The sequence below is a fragment of the Nocardia sp. NPDC055050 genome (genome assembly GCF_053608345.1).
In genome coordinates, this window is the sequence record NZ_JBSGVG010000023.1 from 17722 (window position 1) to 35570 (window position 17849).

Genomic DNA, 17849 nt, shown 5'->3' on the forward strand with positions numbered 1-17849 from the left:
GGCTGGAAAGCCGTTGCGGGGGTCACACGCTCACCTCGGCGGCAGGGTCGCGGACGATCGAACATCGGCCCCAGCCGAGCACTTCGGCGCTGTCCGGGGCGGCGATCGTGGTGGGTGCGGTGGCGGGCGCGCGGAAGAGACCGTTGGTTCGGCACCAGTCGTCGTTGTAGATGGTGCCCAGATAGCGGTGTGGCCCGTCGGGGAACACGGTCAGCACGCGGGCGTCGGGTTCGCGCTCGGCCACCCAGCCCGCGACCAGGGCGGCGGCGCCGGTGCTCCAGCCGCCCGCGATGCCGGTGGCCGCCGCGACCCGGCGACACGACGCGACCGCCTCGGCGGCGTCGACCCAGTGCACCTCGTCGAAGTCGGCGTAGGCGACATTGCGGGGCAGGATGCTGCTGCCGAGACCGCGCATGAGCCGGCGGCGATCTGGTTGGCCGAAGATCCGGGAGCCGACGGCGTCGACCCCGATCACCCGCAGCCGGGGCCACCGTGTGCGCAGAACCCGGGCGAGCCCGGCGCAGTGCCCGCCGGAACCGATCGAGGCGACCAGCACGTCGACGCCGTCGACCTGGGCGAGGATTTCCTCGCCCATCGCCTGATAGCCGCCCGCGTTGTCGGGGTTGTCGTACTGGTCGGGCCAGTACGCACCCGGTGTGGCGGTGAGCAAAGCGGCCAGCCGATCCAGCCGCGCCTGCTGCCAGCCGCCGGAGGGGTGTGGTGCGGTGACCACGTCGAGCGGGATCTGAAACGCCGAAAACAATGCGCGCAGATCGGGTTCCAGCTCGTCGTCGACCACCAGCAGCACCGGATGGCCCAGTGCCTTGCAGGCCAGCGCCAGGCCCAGTCCCAGTGTGCCGCTGGTGGATTCGATGATCGTCGCGCCCGGCGCGAGCTCACCTCTCGCCGCAGCGCCGCGCAACATCGACACTGCCGCACGGGCTTTCATGCCCGCTACGCTCGCTGCCTCGAGTTTCGCTGTGTACCAGCTGTTTCCGGACGGAATGGGCACGGCGGGCGTGCCGCCGATCAACTGCAGAAGCGCGGGTTGCGGGGGTGTCATGACAGCTCTCGGTAGGTGACGACGGCACTCGGCCCGCCGTCGAGGGAGAAGAACGGGTAGGGCTCGGCCGAGACCGCGTGCACGCCCGCGCCCAGGAACCAGGGCAGCACCGCGCTGCCGGTCTGGGCGAACAGCACCAGCGGCAGGCCGCGCCGGTTCGCCACGGCCCGGAATTCGTCGAATGTCTCGTTACCCAGCGACATTCCGGTAACCAGCAGCGCGTCGTAGTCCGACGGAGCGTCGGCGACCGACTCGAAGACCGGCTCACCCCATTCGGTGACGCCACCGGCGAGGTCGCACGGCAGATACGTGATGGCGCGCGCCCGCAGTTCGGCGAGCAGCGAACCGACGACGCCCACCACCAGTACCCGCGACACCCCGGCGGGCAGCAGGTCGACGACGGTGCTCGCCCGGCGGCGCGACTTCGTCAGCGAGGTCGGCCCCTCGATCACCACCTGTTCGCCCTGCACGCCGCCCGCGTACGGATGCGGACGCACGTGCATCAGATAGGCATCGAGCGCGGCGATCCGGACCGCGGGCATCGGATGCGCGAGCAGTTCGTCGATCGTCGCCGCGACACAGCTGTCGACCAGATCGTCGGTGGCAGAGCCGGGTTCGAGACCGCACGAGCCCACCGCCGCGCCGACCCGCAGGCTCAGCACCTCGTTGCGGTATCCGCGAGAGCGGCCCGCGTGCCGGGTGCCGTAGGCGGTGCGAAACGCCGTGGACGCGTGCAGGGTTGTGGGTTCGGGTCCGAGCCTGCCCCGGCGCGCCCACGTGATGAGCTCGGCGACGGAGTCGGGGCGCACGGCGGCGGCGATCATCGCGCAGCGTCGAGGTCGAAACGGAGATCGGCGATCAACCGCTGTGCGAGGTCGCCGGTGGTGCGGTGCGTGTCGTCCACCACCATGACGTGACCGAGATAGGTGTTGTTGTCGGTCGCGGGACGCACCTCGGTGCCGGGATCCGCCAGTTTGCGCTCCACGATCCTGGGGTCCGCCGCCCAGTTCTGTGCTCCGTCCACCGTGGTCAGCAGGCCGGTATCCGTCGGCACGGCGAACGCGACGGCCGCGCTGGCGATACCGGTCTCCCGGGGTGTGACGTCGGGCTCGCCGCCCGCGACAGCTTCGGCGTGCACGGCGGTGAGGTCGATTCCGGTGACCCGTCGCACCAGTTCGGTGATGCGATTCCCGGCGGGGCGGGGGTTCACCTCGATCAGGCGGGGGCCGTGCGCGCCGAGTTTGACCTCGGTGTGGGCGACGGTCGCGTCGAGACCGAGCGCGGTGATCGCCGCGACTGCCAGCTCGGCCACCGCGGCGGAATCGCCGGGCTCGAGGGCAGCGGGGAACATGTGGCCCGACTCGATGAAGGCGGGGGCACCGGTGATCCGTTTGTCGGTCACTCCGATCACCGTCGTCCGCCCGGCGACGGTGACGGTTTCCACGCTGAATTCCGGTCCGTCCATGCACTCTTCGAGCAGGACGAGTGGTGAGCGGTGCTGTCCTCGGGCGTTGATCGGGAATCCGGCGATGGCGTCCACCGCGACGCGCAACTCGGCCTCGTCGCCGACCCGGCGGACGAACATCCCGCCGCAGAGGTCGACCGGCTTGACCACCAGGGGATAGCCGAGTTCGGCTGCGGCGCCCACGATCTCATCCCATTCCCGCGCGACGGCGAAGGCGGGACCGGCGACACCGGCGGCACGGCAGATCAGCCTGGTCCGGTACTTGTCGCAGGCATCGGCCACCGCGGTCCGGCCGGGCCCGGGCAAGCCGAGATCGGCGGCGATCGCGGCGACGGTCGGCAGATAGTAGTCGCACGAGGTGAGCACGCCGTCGAAACTGAATGCCGCCTGCAGTTTTCGCACGTACGGCAGCAGTGTCGACTCGTCGTTGGTGTCGGCGGTGAACACGTTGGCCGCCCCGAGCAGGGGATGCGGCAGGGGTGTTCCCGGCCGCAGGTAATGCCCGAGATCTCGGGTCAGGAAGCTGAATTCGTGGCCACTGTCCTCGATTCCCGCCGGGAGCAAGGTGCTCATCGAACCGACCCAGCTCTCCACCATCAACAGGTGTCCCACATGTCCTCCAACCTCGAGCAAGATGCTAATGATAACCATTTTCAATAGAAATGCGATAGTCGAGAAGGGTCAGCAGGTTCGTTACTGCTGCGAAGGGACCCGGGCTCGCATTACGCTGCGGATATGAGCTCTGCCGTGCACGGATTCACCGACGATGCCCTGGGAACGCTGGACGCGGTCGGTGTCGCCGCGGCGTTGCGCGCGGGGGAGGTGAGCCGGTCGGAGGTTCTCGAGGCCGCGATCGCCAGGACGCGGCGGGTCGATCCGAGGCTGGACGCGGTGCAGGTGACGTGCTTCGATCGCGCGGCGTCGGCGCCCGAGACCGCGGGGGTCTTCGCCGGGGTGCCCGCGTTCGTGAAGGACAACACCGATATCGCGGGGCTGCCCAGCTGCCATGGCTCGGCCGCGTTCACGCCGCATCCGGCCACGGTGACCAGCGGTCCCGGCGCGCAGTTCCTGCACTCGGGCGTGATCGTGCTCGGTAAGTCGACGCTGCCGGAATTCGGGCTCACCGCGAGCACCGAATTCACCGATCGCGCGCCGACCCGCAATCCGTGGAATCCGGAGTACTCGGCGGGCGCCTCCTCGGGCGGTTCGGCGGCGCTCGTGGCGGCCGGGGTGGTGCCGATCGCGCATGCCAACGACGGTGGCGGCTCGATCCGTATTCCCGCCGCGGCCAACGGTCTCGTCGGCCTGAAAACCACCCGCAACCGCCTGCTCGACCAGCCCGGCGCCCGCAAACTGCCGGTGCATCTGGTCGCCGAGGGCGTGGTCACCCGCTCGGTCCGCGATACCGCGCACTACCTGGCCGCCGTGGAACGATTCGGCGCGAATCCGGCGCTGCCGCCGGTGGGGCTGGTCGAGGGGCCGAGTGCGCGACGGCTGCGGATCGGCCTGATCACCGCCGATGTCCTCGGCCGGCCGGTGCACGCCGACAACGGCGCGGTCCTGGCCTCGGCGGCGAAGGTACTCGAAGGTCTCGGCCACGAGATCGTCGAGATGCGGCTGGATGTGGATCCGCGCTTCGTCGAAGACTTCAAGCAGTACTGGGCGGTGATGGCCGCGGCGATGGCGCTGTCGTTCCGGCTGGGCCACCGCGGGTACTTCGATGCGCGCAAACTCGACCCGTTCACCACCGGTCTGATCGGGCTGGCCAAGCGCAATCCGCTCGCGGTGGCCGCGTCGACGTGGCGGTTGCGCGGGGGAGTCGCGGCCTATGACCGGCATTTCGCCGAGGTCGACGTGCTACTCACCCCGGTGCTCTCGCATCCCGCGCCGCGCATCGGCGAGCTCGCGCCCGGCCAGCCGTTCGACGCGCTGTTCGCCAAGCTCGCCGACTACGTCGGCTTCACCCCGCTCAACAACGTCGGCGGGGGACCCGGCATTTCGCTGCCGCACGGCCTGGTGCCCAGCGGTCTGCCCGGATCGATCCAGCTGGCCGCGCGCCGTGGTGACGAGCGGACGCTGCTCGACCTGGCCTACCAGCTGGAAGCGGCAAGCCCGTTCCCGCGGATCATCGATCGGGCTGCTGCCGCGGGTGCCGCCTGATCATGTGGTGCGCACCGCGCTGATCAGGCGCTCGTCACCGCGTTGATCAGTTGTTGCGCGCCGCGACGTTGATCGGGCGCAGCCGTCCCGGGCTGTCGGTGCCCGCGTCGAACGCCCAGTGCTCGCCGTCCCAGCCGGGGTAGTCGGCGCGCCATCGATCCACGAGGCGGGCGTCCTCGAGCGAGGCGACCACGCCGGCCGAACCGGTGTACTGCAGCCGCTCGTACTTGTGCCGAGTGACGGTGTCGACGGTGTGAACGGTGACCAGGGCTGACATTGACCCTCCGGGATCGAGACGAACGGTGACGTGACGAGTGCGCTACCCGGACCGTCGGCCCGGGTGCTGCGGTGGCGCGTCACCGCTCGATCCGAGAGTATGCCGCTCGCCGTGACACCGCGCAGGTTTTGAAAATCCAGTTCTTCGGATTGTTGGGTACCCGTTATGCACATCGTCGGTTTGCAAGATTTGGTTACGGCGGTGGTGGAGGTTCACCAGCTCGGGCGGACTCGCCCCGGGGTGACGACGCGACCCAGCGCCTTGCTGACCTGGGTGAGGGTGGTCGCGCCGAGGGTGTCCGACCAGGTCTGGGTGAACTCGGCCATGGCGGCGTCGGCGGCTCGCGTGCACGCCCAGCCGCGTTCGGTGAGGGTGATCAGGCGGGCGCGCGCATCGCGCGGGTGTGGATTGCGATCGGCATAGCCCTTGGTGACCAGCTCGTCGACCAGCTGACTGGCTGCCTGTTTGGTGACGCCGAGGTGGTCGGCGATCTCCCCGACCGTCGCGCCGTCGGGCGCCATGCGGACGAACGCGAAGCCGTGCGTCGGCCGGATGTCGGTGAATCCCGCCGCGGCGACCCTGGCGTGCACCGCCTCGGTGACCTCGGCCGCTGCCGCGAGCAACAGGAGGGGGAGGTCTGCGTTCACGGGCACGACAGTCATTCTGGCACTTGACACAATAGTCAATCTACTTGACTATATAGACAAGTTGCTTGACCTTATGGAGGTTTCGAATGCCGGTGATCCGTTCCGCAGACGCGCAGGTGCACGAGGTGCACAACGCCCGCTTCACGTCCCTCGTCCGACCCGGCACCGGCAGTGCCGAGCTGTGCGTCTGGCAGACCGAGGTTCGGGCCGATTCGGTCGGCGTGCCCCATCGCATCCTGGGCGAGGAGGCGTTCGTTGTGCTGTCGGGCGAGGTGACCATGACGATCGACGGCGAATCCGCGCCGATGAAACCCGGTGACGCGGCGGTCGCGCCCGCCGGTTCGATGATCGCCCTCGCGAACTCGGCCGACGAGATCGCCAGGCTGCTGGTGACTGTGCGGGTCGGCTTCGCGGCCGAGCTCCCCGACGGCTCTACCTTCACCCCGCCCTGGGCATCCTGAGCCGTCCTCGCGACTGTTTCTAGCCCTGAACTTGAAAGTTCGGCTACCCGAACAATATAATTCTGGAATGAGGGTTGGGTTCTACCGTTCGCCGGCGCGCCGCCGGGTGCTTGCGGCATGTGTTCTGAGTGTCATGGCGTTCGCGCTCACTGCCTGCGGTGGGATCACCTCCGATGACGACGGGAAGAAGGTGGTTCTCACCACCTTCACGGTCCTGGCCGACATGGCGCGGAATGTGGCAGGCGAGCATCTGCGGGTCGAATCGATTACCAAGGTGGGGGCAGAGATCCATGGGTACGAGCCGACGCCGGGCGATATCAAGAAGGCCGCCAAGGCTGATCTGATCCTGGACAACGGGCTGAACCTCGAGGCCTGGTTCACCCAGTTCGTCGCCGACCTCGATGTGCCGCACGCCGTGGTCAGCGAGGGGGTGGCGCCGATGGACATCAGCGAGGACGCCTACCGGGGCAAGCCCAATCCGCACGCCTGGATGTCGCCGGTGAACGCGCAGATCTACGTCGGCAACATGGTCCGCGCGTTCACCGATCTCGACCCCGAACACGCCGACGCCTACCGTGCCAACGGCGATGCCTACAAGACGCAGCTCGGCGCCGTGCGCGACGATCTCGTCGCCGCGGTGAACACCCTGCCCGCCGACCAGCGCGCCCTGGTCACCTGCGAGGGCGCGTTCTCCTACCTGGCTCGCGACGCGGGGCTGACCGAGAAGTACATCTGGCCGGTCAACGCCGAACAGCAGGCCACCCCGCAGCAGATCGGCTCGACCATCGACTTCGTTCGCCAGCGCGGCGTGCCCGCCGTGTTCTGTGAATCGACGGTGTCGGACGCGCCGATGCAACGCGTGGTCGAGGCGTCCGGTTCACGGTTCGGCGGCGTGCTCTATGTCGACTCGCTCTCCGAGGCCGACGGACCGGTCCCGACCTACTTGGACCTGATCCGCCACGACGCGAAGACCATCGCGACCGCACTCGCCGGAGTCTCGAAATGACCGCACCGGTAGTCGAAATCCAGGACGTGACAGTTCACTACGGTGATGTGCTCGCGCTCGACACTGTCGAACTGACCCTGAAATCGGGCCGGGTGTGCGGGCTGATCGGTATGAACGGCTCGGGCAAGTCGACGCTGTTCAAGACCGTGATGGGGCTGGTCACGCCCGATCGAGGCCGGGTGCTGATCAACGGCCGCCCCCCGGCTGCCGCGCGCAAGGCGGGCAGTCTCGGTTACGTGCCGCAGTCCGAGGACGTGGACTGGAGTTTCCCGCTGTCGGTGCGCGATGTGGTGATGACCGGGCGCTACGGGAAAATGGGTTTCACCCGCCGGGCGAGCAAGGCCGACCGTGCCGCCGTCGACGCCGCGCTGGCCCGCGTCGAGCTCACCGACCTGGCCGACCGGCAGATCGGGCAGCTGTCGGGTGGCCAGAAGAAGCGCACGTTCGTGGCTCGGGGCATCGCCCAGGAGGCCACGATCCTGCTGCTCGACGAGCCGTTCGCCGGTGTCGACAAGCGCTCCGAGGCGACCATCACCGCGCTGTTGCGTGAGCTCGCCGCCGACGGGGCCACCATCCTGGTGTCCACCCATGATCTGCACGCGTTGCCCCAATTGGCCGACGAGGCAGTGCTGTTGAACCGCCGGGTGCTCGAGCACGGCGACCCCGATGTGGTGTTGCGCCCCGAGAACCTGGCCAAGGCCTTCGGCCTGGATGTGGACGGAGACCGATGAGCCTCGAGGAATTCTTCATCGACCCGCTGCGCTACGAATTCATGGTGCGCGCGCTGGCCACCACGGTCACGGCCGCCGTGGTCTGTGCGGTGTTGTCGTGCTGGCTGGTGCTGATCGGCTGGTCGCTGATGGGTGACGCGGTGTCGCACGCGGTGCTGCCCGGTGTGGTGCTGGCCTACATCGTCGGCTGGCCGTTCGCTGTCGGCGCGGTGATCTTCGGGTTCCTCGCGGTGGCGTTGATCGGCGTGGTCCGCGATACGAGCCGGGTGAAGGAAGACGCCGCCATCGGCATCGTGTTCACCACCCTGTTCGCGTTCGGCTTGGTGCTGGTGTCGGTGACGCCGAGCCAGACCGACCTGAACCACATCGTCTTCGGCAACCTGCTCGGCGTGAGCCGCGGCGAGATGATCCAGATCATGATCCTGGCCGCCATCGTCCTGGTCGCCCTGGTCCTCAAACGCCGCGACTTCACCCTCTACGCCTTCGACGCCACCCACGCCCACGCCATCGGCCTCAACCCTCGCGTGCTCGGCACCGCCCTGCTGGCCCTGCTGGCCCTGACCTCGGTGGTCGCGTTGCAAGCGGTCGGCGTGGTGCTGGTGGTGGCCATGCTGATCATCCCCGGCGCCACCGCCTATCTCCTGACCGACCGCTTCTCCCGCATGCTCGTCATCGCCCCCACCATCTCGGTGCTGTGCGCGGTGACCGGCCTCTACATCAGCTACCACCTCGACACCGCCGCCGGCGGCATGGTCGTGGTGACCCAGGGCGTCGCCTTCACCTTCGTCTACCTCTTCGCCCCCCGCCACGGCGTGATCGGCCGCCGGATCACCGCCTCCCGCGCCAGGAAAACCGTCGCCACCCTCGGTGCCGTCGACTAGCGGTCCCGGTCCCGCGGCGATGGATCCGATCGTGTCGGTGTGTGGTGTCAGGATGTGGGCATGAATGTCACCGGGGAGGACGTCCGCGCCTTCGTGCTGTCGCTGCCGCAGACGACAGAGCATTTCGCCTGGGGCATGCCGATTTTCAAGGTCGCGGGCAAGCTGTTCCTCACCCTGCCCGAGGACGAGACCTCGATGGCGGTCCGCTGCCCGATTCTCGATCGCGACGAACTGGTCCTCGCCGAACCCGGCAAATTCTGGATCGCCTCGCACGAGTCCGGTAACCCCTGGGTCCGCGTCCGCCTGGCGTCACTCGACGATCGCGAGGAACTGGAAGCCATCGTCACCGACTCGTGGTGTCAGGCCGCCCCGCGGGCCTTGCTGGATGCGGATCAGTGAGCGCGAGACAACTCGTCGGCCGCGAGGTCGTTACAGCACCAGCGTGATCGTGGCCTCGATCGTCTGGATGGAGTCCACCGGGATGACGAAGGTCTCGGTGATCTCCACGGTGGTCAGGCGGATGTCGGCCACTCCGGCGTCGAGGAGGTAGTGGGTGGTGACCGTGTCGCCGGATTCGGACATGGTGAGGTCGCGAATGCCCTGGATCACGCGGTACTGGAGGCCGTTCTCCAAGTCGGCGCTCAGCTGGGGGCCCGAGTAGCCGGTTCGGATGCCGACCTCGACGCGGGTGGCGTCGGGGGCGAAGGGGACCGCGCTCGCGTCGTGGGACACCAGGGCGTCGAGGTAGGCGCGGGCAATGGCCTGACGGGGTGAGTCGGCCGCATTCGGTGCTGCCGCAACGGTTGCCGTGCCGAGTGCGAGGAAAACGGCGGCCAGAGCCGAAACGTGAGTGATTCTCATGTACAGATGCTGGCGGTCCGGACCGGTCAGCGCAACCGGGAGTGCGCGAGTAGTCGACGTCGCGGCCCGGTAGGGTCGGAGCTCCTATGGCACTCAGCGCAACACTGCACAACTTCGCCGTTCAGCTCGCCGATGTGGATCGGGGGGTGTACGAGGATCTCGAGTTGCGGGTTGCCCGGCACCCGTCGGAGACGGCCGAGTACATGATCACCCGGATCCTCGCGTACTGCTTGCAGTACGAGGAGGGGATCGTGTTCAGCGACGGCGGGATCTCGGCCACCGATGAGCCCGCGGTGCAGGTTCGGGATATGACCGGCCGGACGACCGCGTGGATCGAGGTCGGCGCGCCCGACGCGGACCGTATTCACCGCGGGAGCAAACTCGCTGGTCGGGCCGTGGTCTATACCCACCGCGACCCGGCGAAGGTGCTCGCGCAGTACGCGGGCAAGAAGATTCACAACGCGGCGCAGATTCCGCTGATCAGTTTCGATCGCGCGTTCATCGACGAGGCCGCGGGACTGGTCGACCGTCGCAATACCGCCACCCTCTCGGTCACCGAGGGCGTGCTCTATCTGGACCTCAACGGCACCAGCTTGCGCACCGATATCACCGAGCAGCCCCTCGGCTGAGGCCGGCACGGAGTAGCTTGGCTGGCACCGGTGACGCTCGGCCCGAGCGCTGTGGACCGCACCGGTCTCGTCGTCGAGTGGAGGTCGCGGTGCCCGGTGTGATGAGTCGGTTCGTGATTCCGGGCTTCCTGCGGGTCACCCGGCGCAACCGGAATTACGTCGATGCCGAGCTGGCCGCTGCGCACGTGCGCGAGCGCGCGCTGCGCCCCCTCGCCTACGGTCCGCCGCGCACACTCCGCGGTGTCGAGATCTCGGTGGAGCACGACCGTGGCTGGCCGATCTACACGCTGACCCCGTCGGACGGGATCTCCCGCGGTGGCCTCGTGTACGCGCACGGTGGCGGCTGGGTGGGCGAAATCGCTTCGCAACATTGGCAACTCGCGGCCAGGATCGCCGCTCGGACGCATCTCGTCGTGACGGTCCCGATCTATCCGCTGATTCCGTTCGGCACCGCGGCGGAGGTGATTCCCCGCGTCGCCGAACTGGTCACCGCGGCCGACGAGCGCTACGGTCCGACCTTCCTCGCCGGCGACTCCGCGGGCGGTCAGATCGCGCTGTCCACCGCGCTGCACCTGCGCGACGCGGGTCATATCGTCCCCCGCACGCTGCTGATCTCTCCTGCGCTCGACCTCACCCTCGAGAATCCTGAGATCGACGCGGTTCTGTTGCGTGACCCGTGGCTGGGTCGCGACGGTGGGCTGGTGTTCGGCCGGATGTGGAGCGGCGAACTCTCGATGAAGGACCCCCTGGTCAGCCCCCTGTTCGGCGACTTCGGCGGGCTGGGCCCGATCACCGTGTTCACCGGCACCGACGACATCCTGAACCCCGACGCCCGCCTGCTGGCGGCGAAGGCACGCGCGGCGGGCGTCGACCTCGACTATCAGGAAGAATCCGGACTCGTGCACGTCTACCCGTTGACGCCCAGCCCCGAAGGGGCGGCGGCCCGTCGCCGGATCATCGCCACCCTGCGCGCCGAACTCGATGCGGCACACAGCATCTCGTGAGACGGCTCACCGTTCGGTCAGGTGCACCTTGAACAGGATCGTCAGCTGAGTGACCGCCTGGTCGAACGGATGTGCGGACTTGAGCGCGCGGCTGTGCACGATCGTGCCCTCGATGGTGGTGAGCAGGAACCCGGCCAGCGACACCGCGGTCGATCGCTCGATCCCGGTGGCGACGATCCCGTCGGCGAGCCGGGCGGTCCATTCGGCGAACGCCTGGCCCGCGATGGACTGGACGGCGGGGTCGAGTTCGTCGAGAGCGGCCGCCATCATGAACGAGCCCGCGGTGTAGTCGGATTTCTCCAGCGGGGCGCGCCAGAAGGCGAGCAGGTCGGTGAGCCACTGCTGGGCCGACGGCGCGGTCTGCAGGGCGTCCGCCATGGCGCTCACATGTGAGTACACCAGGCGTGCCACGATCCGTGCCGCTGTCTGCACCAATTCGCCCTTTCCGGACGGGAAGTGCTGGTACAGCGAGTTGCGTGAGGTCCTGCTGCGCTCGAGTAGTTCGCTGAGGGAGGACGCGTGCACGCCGTGTTCCTGGACGGTGCTGATCGTGTGCTCGATGAGTCGGGCGCGTGGTCCGGCGGCCATCCGATCTTCTCCTACCCCTTGATTGAACCGATCGGTTCATGTTAGACCTATTCCTACGTGAACCGATCGGTTCATATGGAGAGGATGTCATGCCCACCCCCATTGCCACCGCGGTTCCGGTCACCCACGCGGGAATTCTCGGCCTCGGCGTGTACCGCCCGCGCCGTGTCGTGCCCAACTCCGAGATCGTCGACGCGATCGAGTCCTCGGACGAGTGGATCAAGACCCGTTCCGGGATCGCCGCCCGGCACTGGGCCGAGCCCGACGAGACGATCGTCTCGATGAGTGTCGCGGCTGCTCGGGACGCGCTCACGGCGTCGGGGGTGAGCGCCGAGCAGATCGACGCGGTGGTGCTGGCGACGTCGTCGCAGATGGTGCTCGGTCCGTCGGCGGGCGCGGTGGTGGCGACCGAACTCGGCATGCACGACACCGCCGCGTTCGACATCTCCGCGGGTTGCGCGGGCTTCTGCTACGCGTTGGCCGATGCGGCGAATCTGGTGCGCTCGGGTCAGGCGCGGCAGGTGCTGGTGATCGGTGTGGAGCGATTGTCGGATCTGCTCGACACCACCGATCGCGGGTGCGCGTTCATCTTCGCCGACGGTGCCGGTGCGGTCGTCGTCGGGCCGGCCGAGCAGGAGGGGATCGGCCCGGTCGCGTGGGGGTCGGATGGCGCGCGCACCTCGGCGATCAAGCAGGACAAGGACTTCCTGGAGTATTTCGCCGAAGTCGCCGCGGCGGAGGCCAGCGGTGGCACGTCGCAGCGTCCCTACATCCGGATGAACGGCACCGAGGTCTTCCGCTGGGCCGTCACATTTCTGGAGAAGGCGTGTCGTGACGCGCTCGACCTCGCGGGCCTCACGGCTCACGACCTCGACGCGTTCGTTCCACACCAGGCCAATATCCGCATCACCGACGCGCTGGTCCGCACCCTCGGCCTGCCCGAAACTGTCGCCGTCGCGCGCGACATCATCGAAACCGGCAACACCAGCGCCGCCTCCATTCCGATGGCCATGGAACAGCTGGTGCGCTCCGGCGCCGCCGACCCCGGCGACACCGCGCTGCTACTCGGCTTCGGCGCCGGTCTGGCCTACGCGGGCCAGGTCGTTCACCTGCCGCCGATCGCCTAGTTCTTCAGCGCACGCAGATATTGGCGGTAGACGCATTGTGCGACAAAGGAATTCTCTGCTCAGGTCGTCACGCGTTCGCCTTCTCGCGCAGCGACCGCTGGGTCACCGGTACCGCGTAGGCCGCGCCGTCGCGGATGCCGAATTCGAAGCGGCAGGGGAACAGCGAGGGTAGGCCGGTGGCGCGTAGGTCGAAGTTCGCGGCGAGGGTTTGCATGGCCCAGTTCTGCAGCGAATCCGGGAGCTGCAGGGTGGTGCCGTCGACGCAGCACACATAGGCGTGGGCCTGTTCGCCGTCGACGGGGAGGGGGTTGCGCAGACCGACCGCGCCGATTTCCAGAATTCGTCCGGCGTTGTGGGAAGTAGCGACGCTCGGCAAATCCAACTCGATGTCGTCCATGCGGAAAACCGTAGCGCAGCAACTATTCAGGGAACACCGAAATCGCGTGGTCTTGACGAACTTCGCCGATGTCGCAAAAGTGGGAAAGTGCGAGGTCTGTTCGCCGCGCCACGGCGGAGCTCGGCGCACTGCGCGCCGGGCCCTGCCGCCGCGACGTCAGCCGATCGCGAAGCGCAGCAACGCCTGGCGATCGCCCTGCTTGATCTTGCCCTTGCGGTCGAGGACCTCCAGCTGCCACACCGGACCGTTGCGGAAGGTCCGCGCGATCGCGTTGGCGTTCTCCGCGCCGAGCAGCGACGGCCAGATATCGGCGACAGGCTGGGTATCGCCCCCGGTCGCGTCGTAGATCTTGAACGAGACGTTGTTCGCCTTCTCGAAGGAACTGCCCTTCTTGAACGCGACGGCCACGAAGACGATGGAGTCGATCGCGGGGGGAACAGTGGCGAACGTGACGTGCACGGTCTCGTCGTCGCCCGCGGCCGCACCGGTCTGCTCGTCGCCGGTGTGCAGCACCGATCCGTTGCCGAGCGGATCGAGTGAATCCAGGCCGGCGAATCGCACCGGCTCAGCACCCTGGAACAGCACGGCGATCAGATCGAGGTCGACACCGCGCTTGCGCCGGGCCATTCCGAGAATTCCACCGCTGGAACCCGCCGACGGATCCCAGCTCACCCCCACGCTCATTTTGGTGATACCGGCGAGATCGGCCGCGCCGTCTTCCTTCTTGAGAGTAATCACGATTTTCAGGCTACGGACTTCGCTCGCCGCGTGCATGGCGACGGAATGCGCTCGTCAGCCGGAGTGGGTCGCGAGGTAGACGAGGGCCGTGACCGCCAGCGCGATCGCGCCGAGGATGCCGCCCGCGATCGTGTCGGCGCGGTTGGTGGCCACACCGTTCTCGATCCGATCCCAGCCGATGAACGCGGCGGCCACGGCGCCGATACCGGCTGGGGCGGCAACGAACTCGCTGACGACGGGAATGAACGAGACCGCGCAGGCGATGATGCCGAGCACCAACGACGCGAGGCCGACACCGTTGCGTGGCGGCGGAAGGGTCTCTGGACCGGGCATCGCCTGAGCGTAGTCCCGCCGCGGGATGGGTGCTGGTCGCGCCCGGTCACAAGCCCCTCGGTCACAGCTTCGTCATGGTTGATCGAGCAGGGGCCGGGTACTCCATGGAAATGGCAGCCCTGCAGGGATTCATTTCAGCGTCCCGGTTTCCGGGCTGTGGAGTTCGAGGAGGGATAAGGTTTGTCGATTTCAGCTGACGAATCGAAAAGTCGAAACCCGAACAAAGGTTATGTGGCCCTGCTGGGCTGGAGTCTGAATGCGGTCGAGGCGGTTGACCGGTTCGACCGCCGCTATATCGTAGTTGCGCCCGAATGGGCGGAAAGTTATTGCACGGAGCACGGCATACCCTATATCCCCTGGGATTTCGAGCGGCTCAACGATCGTTCGATGGAGATCGCCGAGACCCTGAAGAAAAAGGGAGTCGACGTCGCCATTCCGATCTTCGAGGAGACGGTGGAATGGGCCGGAGCGATCAACTCCGTCCTGCTCGACAATCCTCGCCTGCTCGGGCAGTCGATGCTCCTGCGTGACAAGTCGTTGATGAAGCGGCGCGCGCAGCTCGGCGGTATCCGGGTCGGGATTTTCGAAGAGGCGCACGAACGCGATGACGTGATCCGCTTCCTGAAGCGGGTCAATCAAACCCTGCTGAAACTCGACGGTGATCCCAACGATCCGATTCACCTCAAGGCGTTCGACAAGGCGGGCTGCCTCGGTCACCGGATCATCCGGACCCCCGACGAGGTGGACTTCATCCCCGACGACGAGTTCCCGATGCTGATGGAATCGCACCTGGACGGCTGGGAGTTCGCGGTCGAGGCCTGGGTCCACAACGGCCGCATCTGCTTCCTGAACATCTCGGAGTACGTGACGCTCGGATACTCGGTGTTCGTGCCCGCGACGCCGGAACTCGAGAAATATCGGCCCGAGATCACCCGGCAGGTCGAAAAACTGATCAAGACCTTCGACATCGAATTCGGCTTCATCCATCCGGAGTACTTCGTCACCAGCGACGGGGAAATGTATTTCGGCGAGGTCGCCTACCGGCCACCGGGTTTCAAGGTGTTCGAACTGCTGGAACGGACCTATGGTTTCAACGCCTACCACGCGCTGGTACTGGCGTTCGACCCGAAGTCCACCGACGAGGAGATCGACGCGTTCTTCCCGAAGGAAGTGGTGGATGCCACCGGCCACGCCGGGTGCTTCGGCGTGTATCCGCGTCGACGTGTGGTCAGTCGGCTGTCGGTGCCGCCCGAGACCGAGGATCATGATTACTTCGAGACGCACGAGCTCACCGCGCCGCAGGCCGAAAAGGTCACCAAACGCACCGCATTCGGTAATCACTGGGGTCTGCTCTATTTCTTCGGCGAGGACCCGTACACTCTGCGGGATCTGTTGAAGCGACAAGAAGAGCTCGACTTCTATATTTGATCCGTTGCCAGGGGCAGCGGAGTGCGAAGGGATCGGCGATTGAGTCCGGACGGCCACGACCCGGCGAGCTTGGACCGGCGTCTCGCCACGGTGGACCACGCCATACAGTCCCTCGCGGACGCGGGCGATTTCGGTAAGCAGGTCAAGCTGCCCAGGGTGATGGACTCGCTGCGGCGGGTGCTGCTGCTGCCCGGTGGTTGCGCGGCGGTGCGTGAACGGGCCGAAAAGCTGGAGACCGCGGGCCTTTTCCTCGGGACCGACTGGGCGCAGCCGCAGATCCTCATCCCGGCGCTGAGTACCGGCTCCTTGCGCAGCGCCAACGCCGACACCATGGTGTTGGAGGCGGTGAGTGATCTGCGATTGCTCGCGGTCGCCAAGGGCGAATATCAGCATGCGCTGGTGTCGGCCGAAGAGGCCGAGGATCACCTGTCGCAGGTGCTCGCGGTGAATCTGTCGCTGCTGTTCTCCCCGCCCACCGAGGCGGAGCGGGAACAGCAGGGGCGGATGGCGCAGGTCTCGCGCGAGCTGCTGCACTACCTCGTCGCCGAGGTCGGGTACGAGAAGGTGCTGGAGAACCTGGTCGACGAGATCTGGCGCATTCTGCGGCAGCGGCCCATCCAGGTCGACGGGGTCAAACGGATGATCACCCAGATCGCCGTCGCCCGGGCGAATCCCGACGTGGATCTCGGCGCCAGCGGCCTCGGCGCCGACCGGCTGATCAGCAGCCTCTACGGAACCACCGAGGGGTGCAGGGAAGACCCCGGGGTCGAGATCTACCGCACGCGGCTGGAATCGATGGACGACAGCGCGTTGCAGTACGAGGCAACGGGATTCGCGCGGTCCATGCACGACACCGGGCTGGTCTCGCCGTATCACGCTGTGCTGCTGCGCTTTCTGCTCACCAAGGGTGAGTATCTGCTCGGCGAGGCGATGGGCTTGTCCAGCACCGGCCGCGACAGCCTGCTCTGCTATCACGAACTCGTCCACAGCCTCATCGAGCAGGCTGTGCACGTCGAAACGGCGCAGTGCGTGTACGGACTCACTTTGCTGCTCGAACGCGGCATCCTCTATCAGCCGCCGGTCGCGCCCGCGCTGTGGCGCCAACTGGCACTGCGGCTTTCACCGCACTCGCGCCGGCGGCTGACCCAGGTGTTCGGGCCGACGCCGGAGCCGCGGGCGTGGCTGCTGTCGGGGATGCTGTCGGTTCTCGGCCTGCCGCTGGGAATCGGGCAGGGCGACAACCCCACCTGCCAATCGGCGCGAGCACTGTCGATGTGGGCCTACAACGACCCCGACTATCTGCTGCAGACGCTGGTGTGGGCCGCGCGCGACGACGAGATCGTGATGCACTTCGAAGGGCAGCCGATCTCCTCGCGCGAGACCGAGGACACGGAATCGACCGCGCTGCAACTGGATCTGGACCCGGTCTCGCTGCTGGTGGTACCGCACCTGGACCGGATCTACGCGCAGATGGGACGGCGCTGTATCGGCCGCGACGGCGACCCGCACCGCTGGATCAACCCGGAATTCCACGGCTGGTGGTCCGGCCGCGGCTTCCGGATCAATGTCGATGTCGCCACCGGCTTGCTGACCGACCTCGACGAGTTCCTGCGCCACTTCTACGCGGGCTATCACCCCTTCTACAACGGCAACCAGCCGGTGATCCACCCGCAGCCCGCCGGTATCGCCGTCACCGACAGCGCGGCCCGCTTCGTCGGCTGGCACGCGATCACCGTGCTGCGCGTCAGCCTCGACCCGCAGGACGTGATGCGGGTGTACTTCTACAACCCGAACAACGACAGCGGCCAGGACTGGGGCGACGGGGTCGTCGTCGGAACAGCCGGGCACGGTGAGCGTTTCGGCGAAGCGTCGCTGCCCTTCGAGCAATTCGCCTCGCGGCTCTACATCTTCCATTTCGACCCGCTCGAGCCGGGTGAGCTGGCCGCCGTCGAGCGCGCGGAGCTGGACCGGGTGATCGGCTATCTCCGGCGCAGTTGGGGCGCCGACCGCATGCCCGTGGAAACAGGTGCGGCCGAACAGGATTGATCACAGC

The 17849-nt window shown here is 67.4% G+C and carries 21 protein-coding genes; 11 read left to right on the top strand and 10 right to left on the bottom strand.

The window, feature by feature from the left end; all coding sequences use genetic code 11:
* Positions 1-22: 22 nt before the first annotated feature.
* From ACWGCN_RS22830 to ACWGCN_RS22840, 3 genes are read right to left on the bottom strand one after another with little or no spacing between them, the layout of a single operon-like run.
* On the bottom strand, positions 23-1063 hold the full coding sequence (locus ACWGCN_RS22830; protein ID WP_452459184.1) for a PLP-dependent cysteine synthase family protein: 1041 nt from the start codon (positions 1061-1063) through the stop codon (positions 23-25).
* Positions 1060-1887, bottom strand: a complete 828-nt coding sequence (locus ACWGCN_RS22835; RefSeq protein ID WP_452459185.1) for a hypothetical protein — start codon at positions 1885-1887, stop codon at positions 1060-1062. The genes ACWGCN_RS22830 and ACWGCN_RS22835 overlap by 4 nt, the downstream gene beginning before the upstream one ends.
* Positions 1884-3161, bottom strand: coding sequence for an ATP-grasp domain-containing protein (locus ACWGCN_RS22840; RefSeq protein WP_452459186.1), 1278 nt, complete (start codon positions 3159-3161; stop codon positions 1884-1886). The genes ACWGCN_RS22835 and ACWGCN_RS22840 overlap by 4 nt, the downstream gene beginning before the upstream one ends.
* A 102-nt stretch (positions 3162-3263) precedes the next feature.
* On the opposite strand from ACWGCN_RS22840, the gene ACWGCN_RS22845 reads away from it, so the two are divergent.
* A complete protein-coding gene (locus tag ACWGCN_RS22845) occupies positions 3264-4688 on the top strand; it encodes an amidase (RefSeq protein WP_378994719.1) in 1425 nt (474 codons plus the stop codon).
* A 46-nt stretch (positions 4689-4734) separates the two neighbouring features.
* Here ACWGCN_RS22845 and ACWGCN_RS22850 read toward each other — a convergent pair whose 3' ends face one another.
* Together ACWGCN_RS22850 and ACWGCN_RS22855 are read right to left on the bottom strand one after the other, a co-directional pair.
* Complete coding sequence (locus ACWGCN_RS22850) at positions 4735-4965, bottom strand: hypothetical protein (RefSeq protein ID WP_378994717.1); 231 nt, start codon at positions 4963-4965, stop codon at positions 4735-4737.
* A gap of 212 nt (positions 4966-5177) precedes the next feature.
* A complete protein-coding gene (locus ACWGCN_RS22855) occupies positions 5178-5618 on the bottom strand; it encodes a MarR family winged helix-turn-helix transcriptional regulator (RefSeq protein WP_379315229.1) in 441 nt (146 codons plus the stop codon).
* An 80-nt stretch (positions 5619-5698) separates the two neighbouring features.
* Between ACWGCN_RS22855 and ACWGCN_RS22860 the strand changes: the two genes are divergently transcribed.
* The 5 genes from ACWGCN_RS22860 to ACWGCN_RS22880 all read left to right on the top strand — a co-directional run bounded on the left by ACWGCN_RS22860 (position 5699) and on the right by ACWGCN_RS22880 (position 9090).
* The gene (locus ACWGCN_RS22860) at positions 5699-6073 is read left to right on the top strand and encodes a cupin domain-containing protein (protein ID WP_378994713.1); all 375 of its coding nucleotides are present in this window, start codon (positions 5699-5701) and stop codon (positions 6071-6073) included.
* Between the two features lie 133 nt (positions 6074-6206).
* Positions 6207-7079 (top strand): metal ABC transporter substrate-binding protein, encoded by an 873-nt coding sequence (locus ACWGCN_RS22865; RefSeq protein ID WP_379317876.1) that lies wholly within the window; start codon positions 6207-6209, stop codon positions 7077-7079.
* The gene (locus tag ACWGCN_RS22870) at positions 7076-7810 is read left to right on the top strand and encodes a metal ABC transporter ATP-binding protein (protein ID WP_358116468.1); all 735 of its coding nucleotides are present in this window, start codon (positions 7076-7078) and stop codon (positions 7808-7810) included. Before ACWGCN_RS22865 ends, ACWGCN_RS22870 begins: the two co-directional genes overlap by 4 nt.
* The gene (locus ACWGCN_RS22875; RefSeq protein ID WP_378994708.1) at positions 7807-8691 is read left to right on the top strand and encodes a metal ABC transporter permease; all 885 of its coding nucleotides are present in this window, start codon (positions 7807-7809) and stop codon (positions 8689-8691) included. Before ACWGCN_RS22870 ends, ACWGCN_RS22875 begins: the two co-directional genes overlap by 4 nt.
* A 60-nt stretch (positions 8692-8751) precedes the next feature.
* Entirely contained in the window at positions 8752-9090 is a 339-nt protein-coding gene (locus ACWGCN_RS22880) for an MmcQ/YjbR family DNA-binding protein (protein ID WP_378994706.1), read from the top strand.
* Between the two features lie 30 nt (positions 9091-9120).
* On the opposite strand, the gene ACWGCN_RS22885 is transcribed toward ACWGCN_RS22880, so the two are convergent.
* Positions 9121-9552, bottom strand: a complete 432-nt coding sequence (locus ACWGCN_RS22885) for a hypothetical protein (protein WP_452459187.1) — start codon at positions 9550-9552, stop codon at positions 9121-9123.
* An 86-nt stretch (positions 9553-9638) separates the two neighbouring features.
* On the opposite strand from ACWGCN_RS22885, the gene ACWGCN_RS22890 reads away from it, so the two are divergent.
* Positions 9639-10181 (top strand): YaeQ family protein, encoded by a 543-nt coding sequence (locus ACWGCN_RS22890; protein WP_449969899.1) that lies wholly within the window; start codon positions 9639-9641, stop codon positions 10179-10181.
* 101 nt (positions 10182-10282) lie between these two features.
* Positions 10283-11185, top strand: coding sequence for an alpha/beta hydrolase fold domain-containing protein (locus tag ACWGCN_RS22895; protein ID WP_379314682.1), 903 nt, complete (start codon positions 10283-10285; stop codon positions 11183-11185).
* A 6-nt stretch (positions 11186-11191) separates the two neighbouring features.
* On the opposite strand, the gene ACWGCN_RS22900 is transcribed toward ACWGCN_RS22895, so the two are convergent.
* A complete protein-coding gene (locus ACWGCN_RS22900) occupies positions 11192-11773 on the bottom strand; it encodes a TetR/AcrR family transcriptional regulator (RefSeq protein ID WP_378663813.1) in 582 nt (193 codons plus the stop codon).
* An 89-nt stretch (positions 11774-11862) separates the two neighbouring features.
* Between ACWGCN_RS22900 and ACWGCN_RS22905 the strand changes: the two genes are divergently transcribed.
* Positions 11863-12900 (top strand): beta-ketoacyl-ACP synthase III, encoded by a 1038-nt coding sequence (locus tag ACWGCN_RS22905; RefSeq protein ID WP_378994695.1) that lies wholly within the window; start codon positions 11863-11865, stop codon positions 12898-12900.
* A gap of 67 nt (positions 12901-12967) precedes the next feature.
* Here the strand turns inward: ACWGCN_RS22905 and ACWGCN_RS22910 are convergent, their stop codons facing one another.
* The 3 genes from ACWGCN_RS22910 to ACWGCN_RS22920 all read right to left on the bottom strand — a co-directional run bounded on the left by ACWGCN_RS22910 (position 12968) and on the right by ACWGCN_RS22920 (position 14368).
* Positions 12968-13297: a hypothetical protein gene (locus ACWGCN_RS22910; protein WP_378994692.1), complete on the bottom strand. Its 330-nt coding sequence runs from the start codon at positions 13295-13297 to the stop codon at positions 12968-12970.
* 156 nt (positions 13298-13453) lie between these two features.
* The gene (locus ACWGCN_RS22915) at positions 13454-14035 is read right to left on the bottom strand and encodes a TerD family protein (protein WP_101464103.1); all 582 of its coding nucleotides are present in this window, start codon (positions 14033-14035) and stop codon (positions 13454-13456) included.
* Between the two features lie 54 nt (positions 14036-14089).
* The gene (locus tag ACWGCN_RS22920) at positions 14090-14368 is read right to left on the bottom strand and encodes a hypothetical protein (protein WP_378994690.1); all 279 of its coding nucleotides are present in this window, start codon (positions 14366-14368) and stop codon (positions 14090-14092) included.
* A 387-nt stretch (positions 14369-14755) separates the two neighbouring features.
* Between ACWGCN_RS22920 and ACWGCN_RS22925 the strand changes: the two genes are divergently transcribed.
* Together ACWGCN_RS22925 and ACWGCN_RS22930 are read left to right on the top strand one after the other, a co-directional pair.
* The gene (locus ACWGCN_RS22925; protein ID WP_378994688.1) at positions 14756-15796 is read left to right on the top strand and encodes an ATP-grasp domain-containing protein; all 1041 of its coding nucleotides are present in this window, start codon (positions 14756-14758) and stop codon (positions 15794-15796) included.
* Between the two features lie 39 nt (positions 15797-15835).
* Positions 15836-17842, top strand: a complete 2007-nt coding sequence (locus tag ACWGCN_RS22930; protein ID WP_378994686.1) for a hypothetical protein — start codon at positions 15836-15838, stop codon at positions 17840-17842.
* Positions 17843-17849: the final 7 nt, after the last annotated feature.

Coding starts and splice junctions, on each gene's coding strand:
- ACWGCN_RS22830 (WP_452459184.1), bottom strand. CDS start 1,063: ATGACACCCCCGCAACCCGCGCTTCTGCAGTTGATCGGCGGCACGCCC.
- ACWGCN_RS22835 (WP_452459185.1), bottom strand. CDS start 1,887: ATGATCGCCGCCGCCGTGCGCCCCGACTCCGTCGCCGAGCTCATCACG.
- ACWGCN_RS22845 (WP_378994719.1), top strand. CDS start 3,264: ATGAGCTCTGCCGTGCACGGATTCACCGACGATGCCCTGGGAACGCTG.
- ACWGCN_RS22850 (WP_378994717.1), bottom strand. CDS start 4,965: ATGTCAGCCCTGGTCACCGTTCACACCGTCGACACCGTCACTCGGCAC.
- ACWGCN_RS22860 (WP_378994713.1), top strand. CDS start 5,699: ATGCCGGTGATCCGTTCCGCAGACGCGCAGGTGCACGAGGTGCACAAC.
- ACWGCN_RS22865 (WP_379317876.1), top strand. CDS start 6,207: ATGGCGTTCGCGCTCACTGCCTGCGGTGGGATCACCTCCGATGACGAC.
- ACWGCN_RS22870 (WP_358116468.1), top strand. CDS start 7,076: ATGACCGCACCGGTAGTCGAAATCCAGGACGTGACAGTTCACTACGGT.
- ACWGCN_RS22875 (WP_378994708.1), top strand. CDS start 7,807: ATGAGCCTCGAGGAATTCTTCATCGACCCGCTGCGCTACGAATTCATG.
- ACWGCN_RS22880 (WP_378994706.1), top strand. CDS start 8,752: ATGAATGTCACCGGGGAGGACGTCCGCGCCTTCGTGCTGTCGCTGCCG.
- ACWGCN_RS22885 (WP_452459187.1), bottom strand. CDS start 9,552: ATGAGAATCACTCACGTTTCGGCTCTGGCCGCCGTTTTCCTCGCACTC.
- ACWGCN_RS22890 (WP_449969899.1), top strand. CDS start 9,639: ATGGCACTCAGCGCAACACTGCACAACTTCGCCGTTCAGCTCGCCGAT.
- ACWGCN_RS22895 (WP_379314682.1), top strand. CDS start 10,283: ATGAGTCGGTTCGTGATTCCGGGCTTCCTGCGGGTCACCCGGCGCAAC.
- ACWGCN_RS22900 (WP_378663813.1), bottom strand. CDS start 11,773: ATGGCCGCCGGACCACGCGCCCGACTCATCGAGCACACGATCAGCACC.
- ACWGCN_RS22905 (WP_378994695.1), top strand. CDS start 11,863: ATGCCCACCCCCATTGCCACCGCGGTTCCGGTCACCCACGCGGGAATT.
- ACWGCN_RS22910 (WP_378994692.1), bottom strand. CDS start 13,297: ATGGACGACATCGAGTTGGATTTGCCGAGCGTCGCTACTTCCCACAAC.
- ACWGCN_RS22920 (WP_378994690.1), bottom strand. CDS start 14,368: ATGCCCGGTCCAGAGACCCTTCCGCCGCCACGCAACGGTGTCGGCCTC.
- ACWGCN_RS22925 (WP_378994688.1), top strand. CDS start 14,756: ATGGAGATCGCCGAGACCCTGAAGAAAAAGGGAGTCGACGTCGCCATT.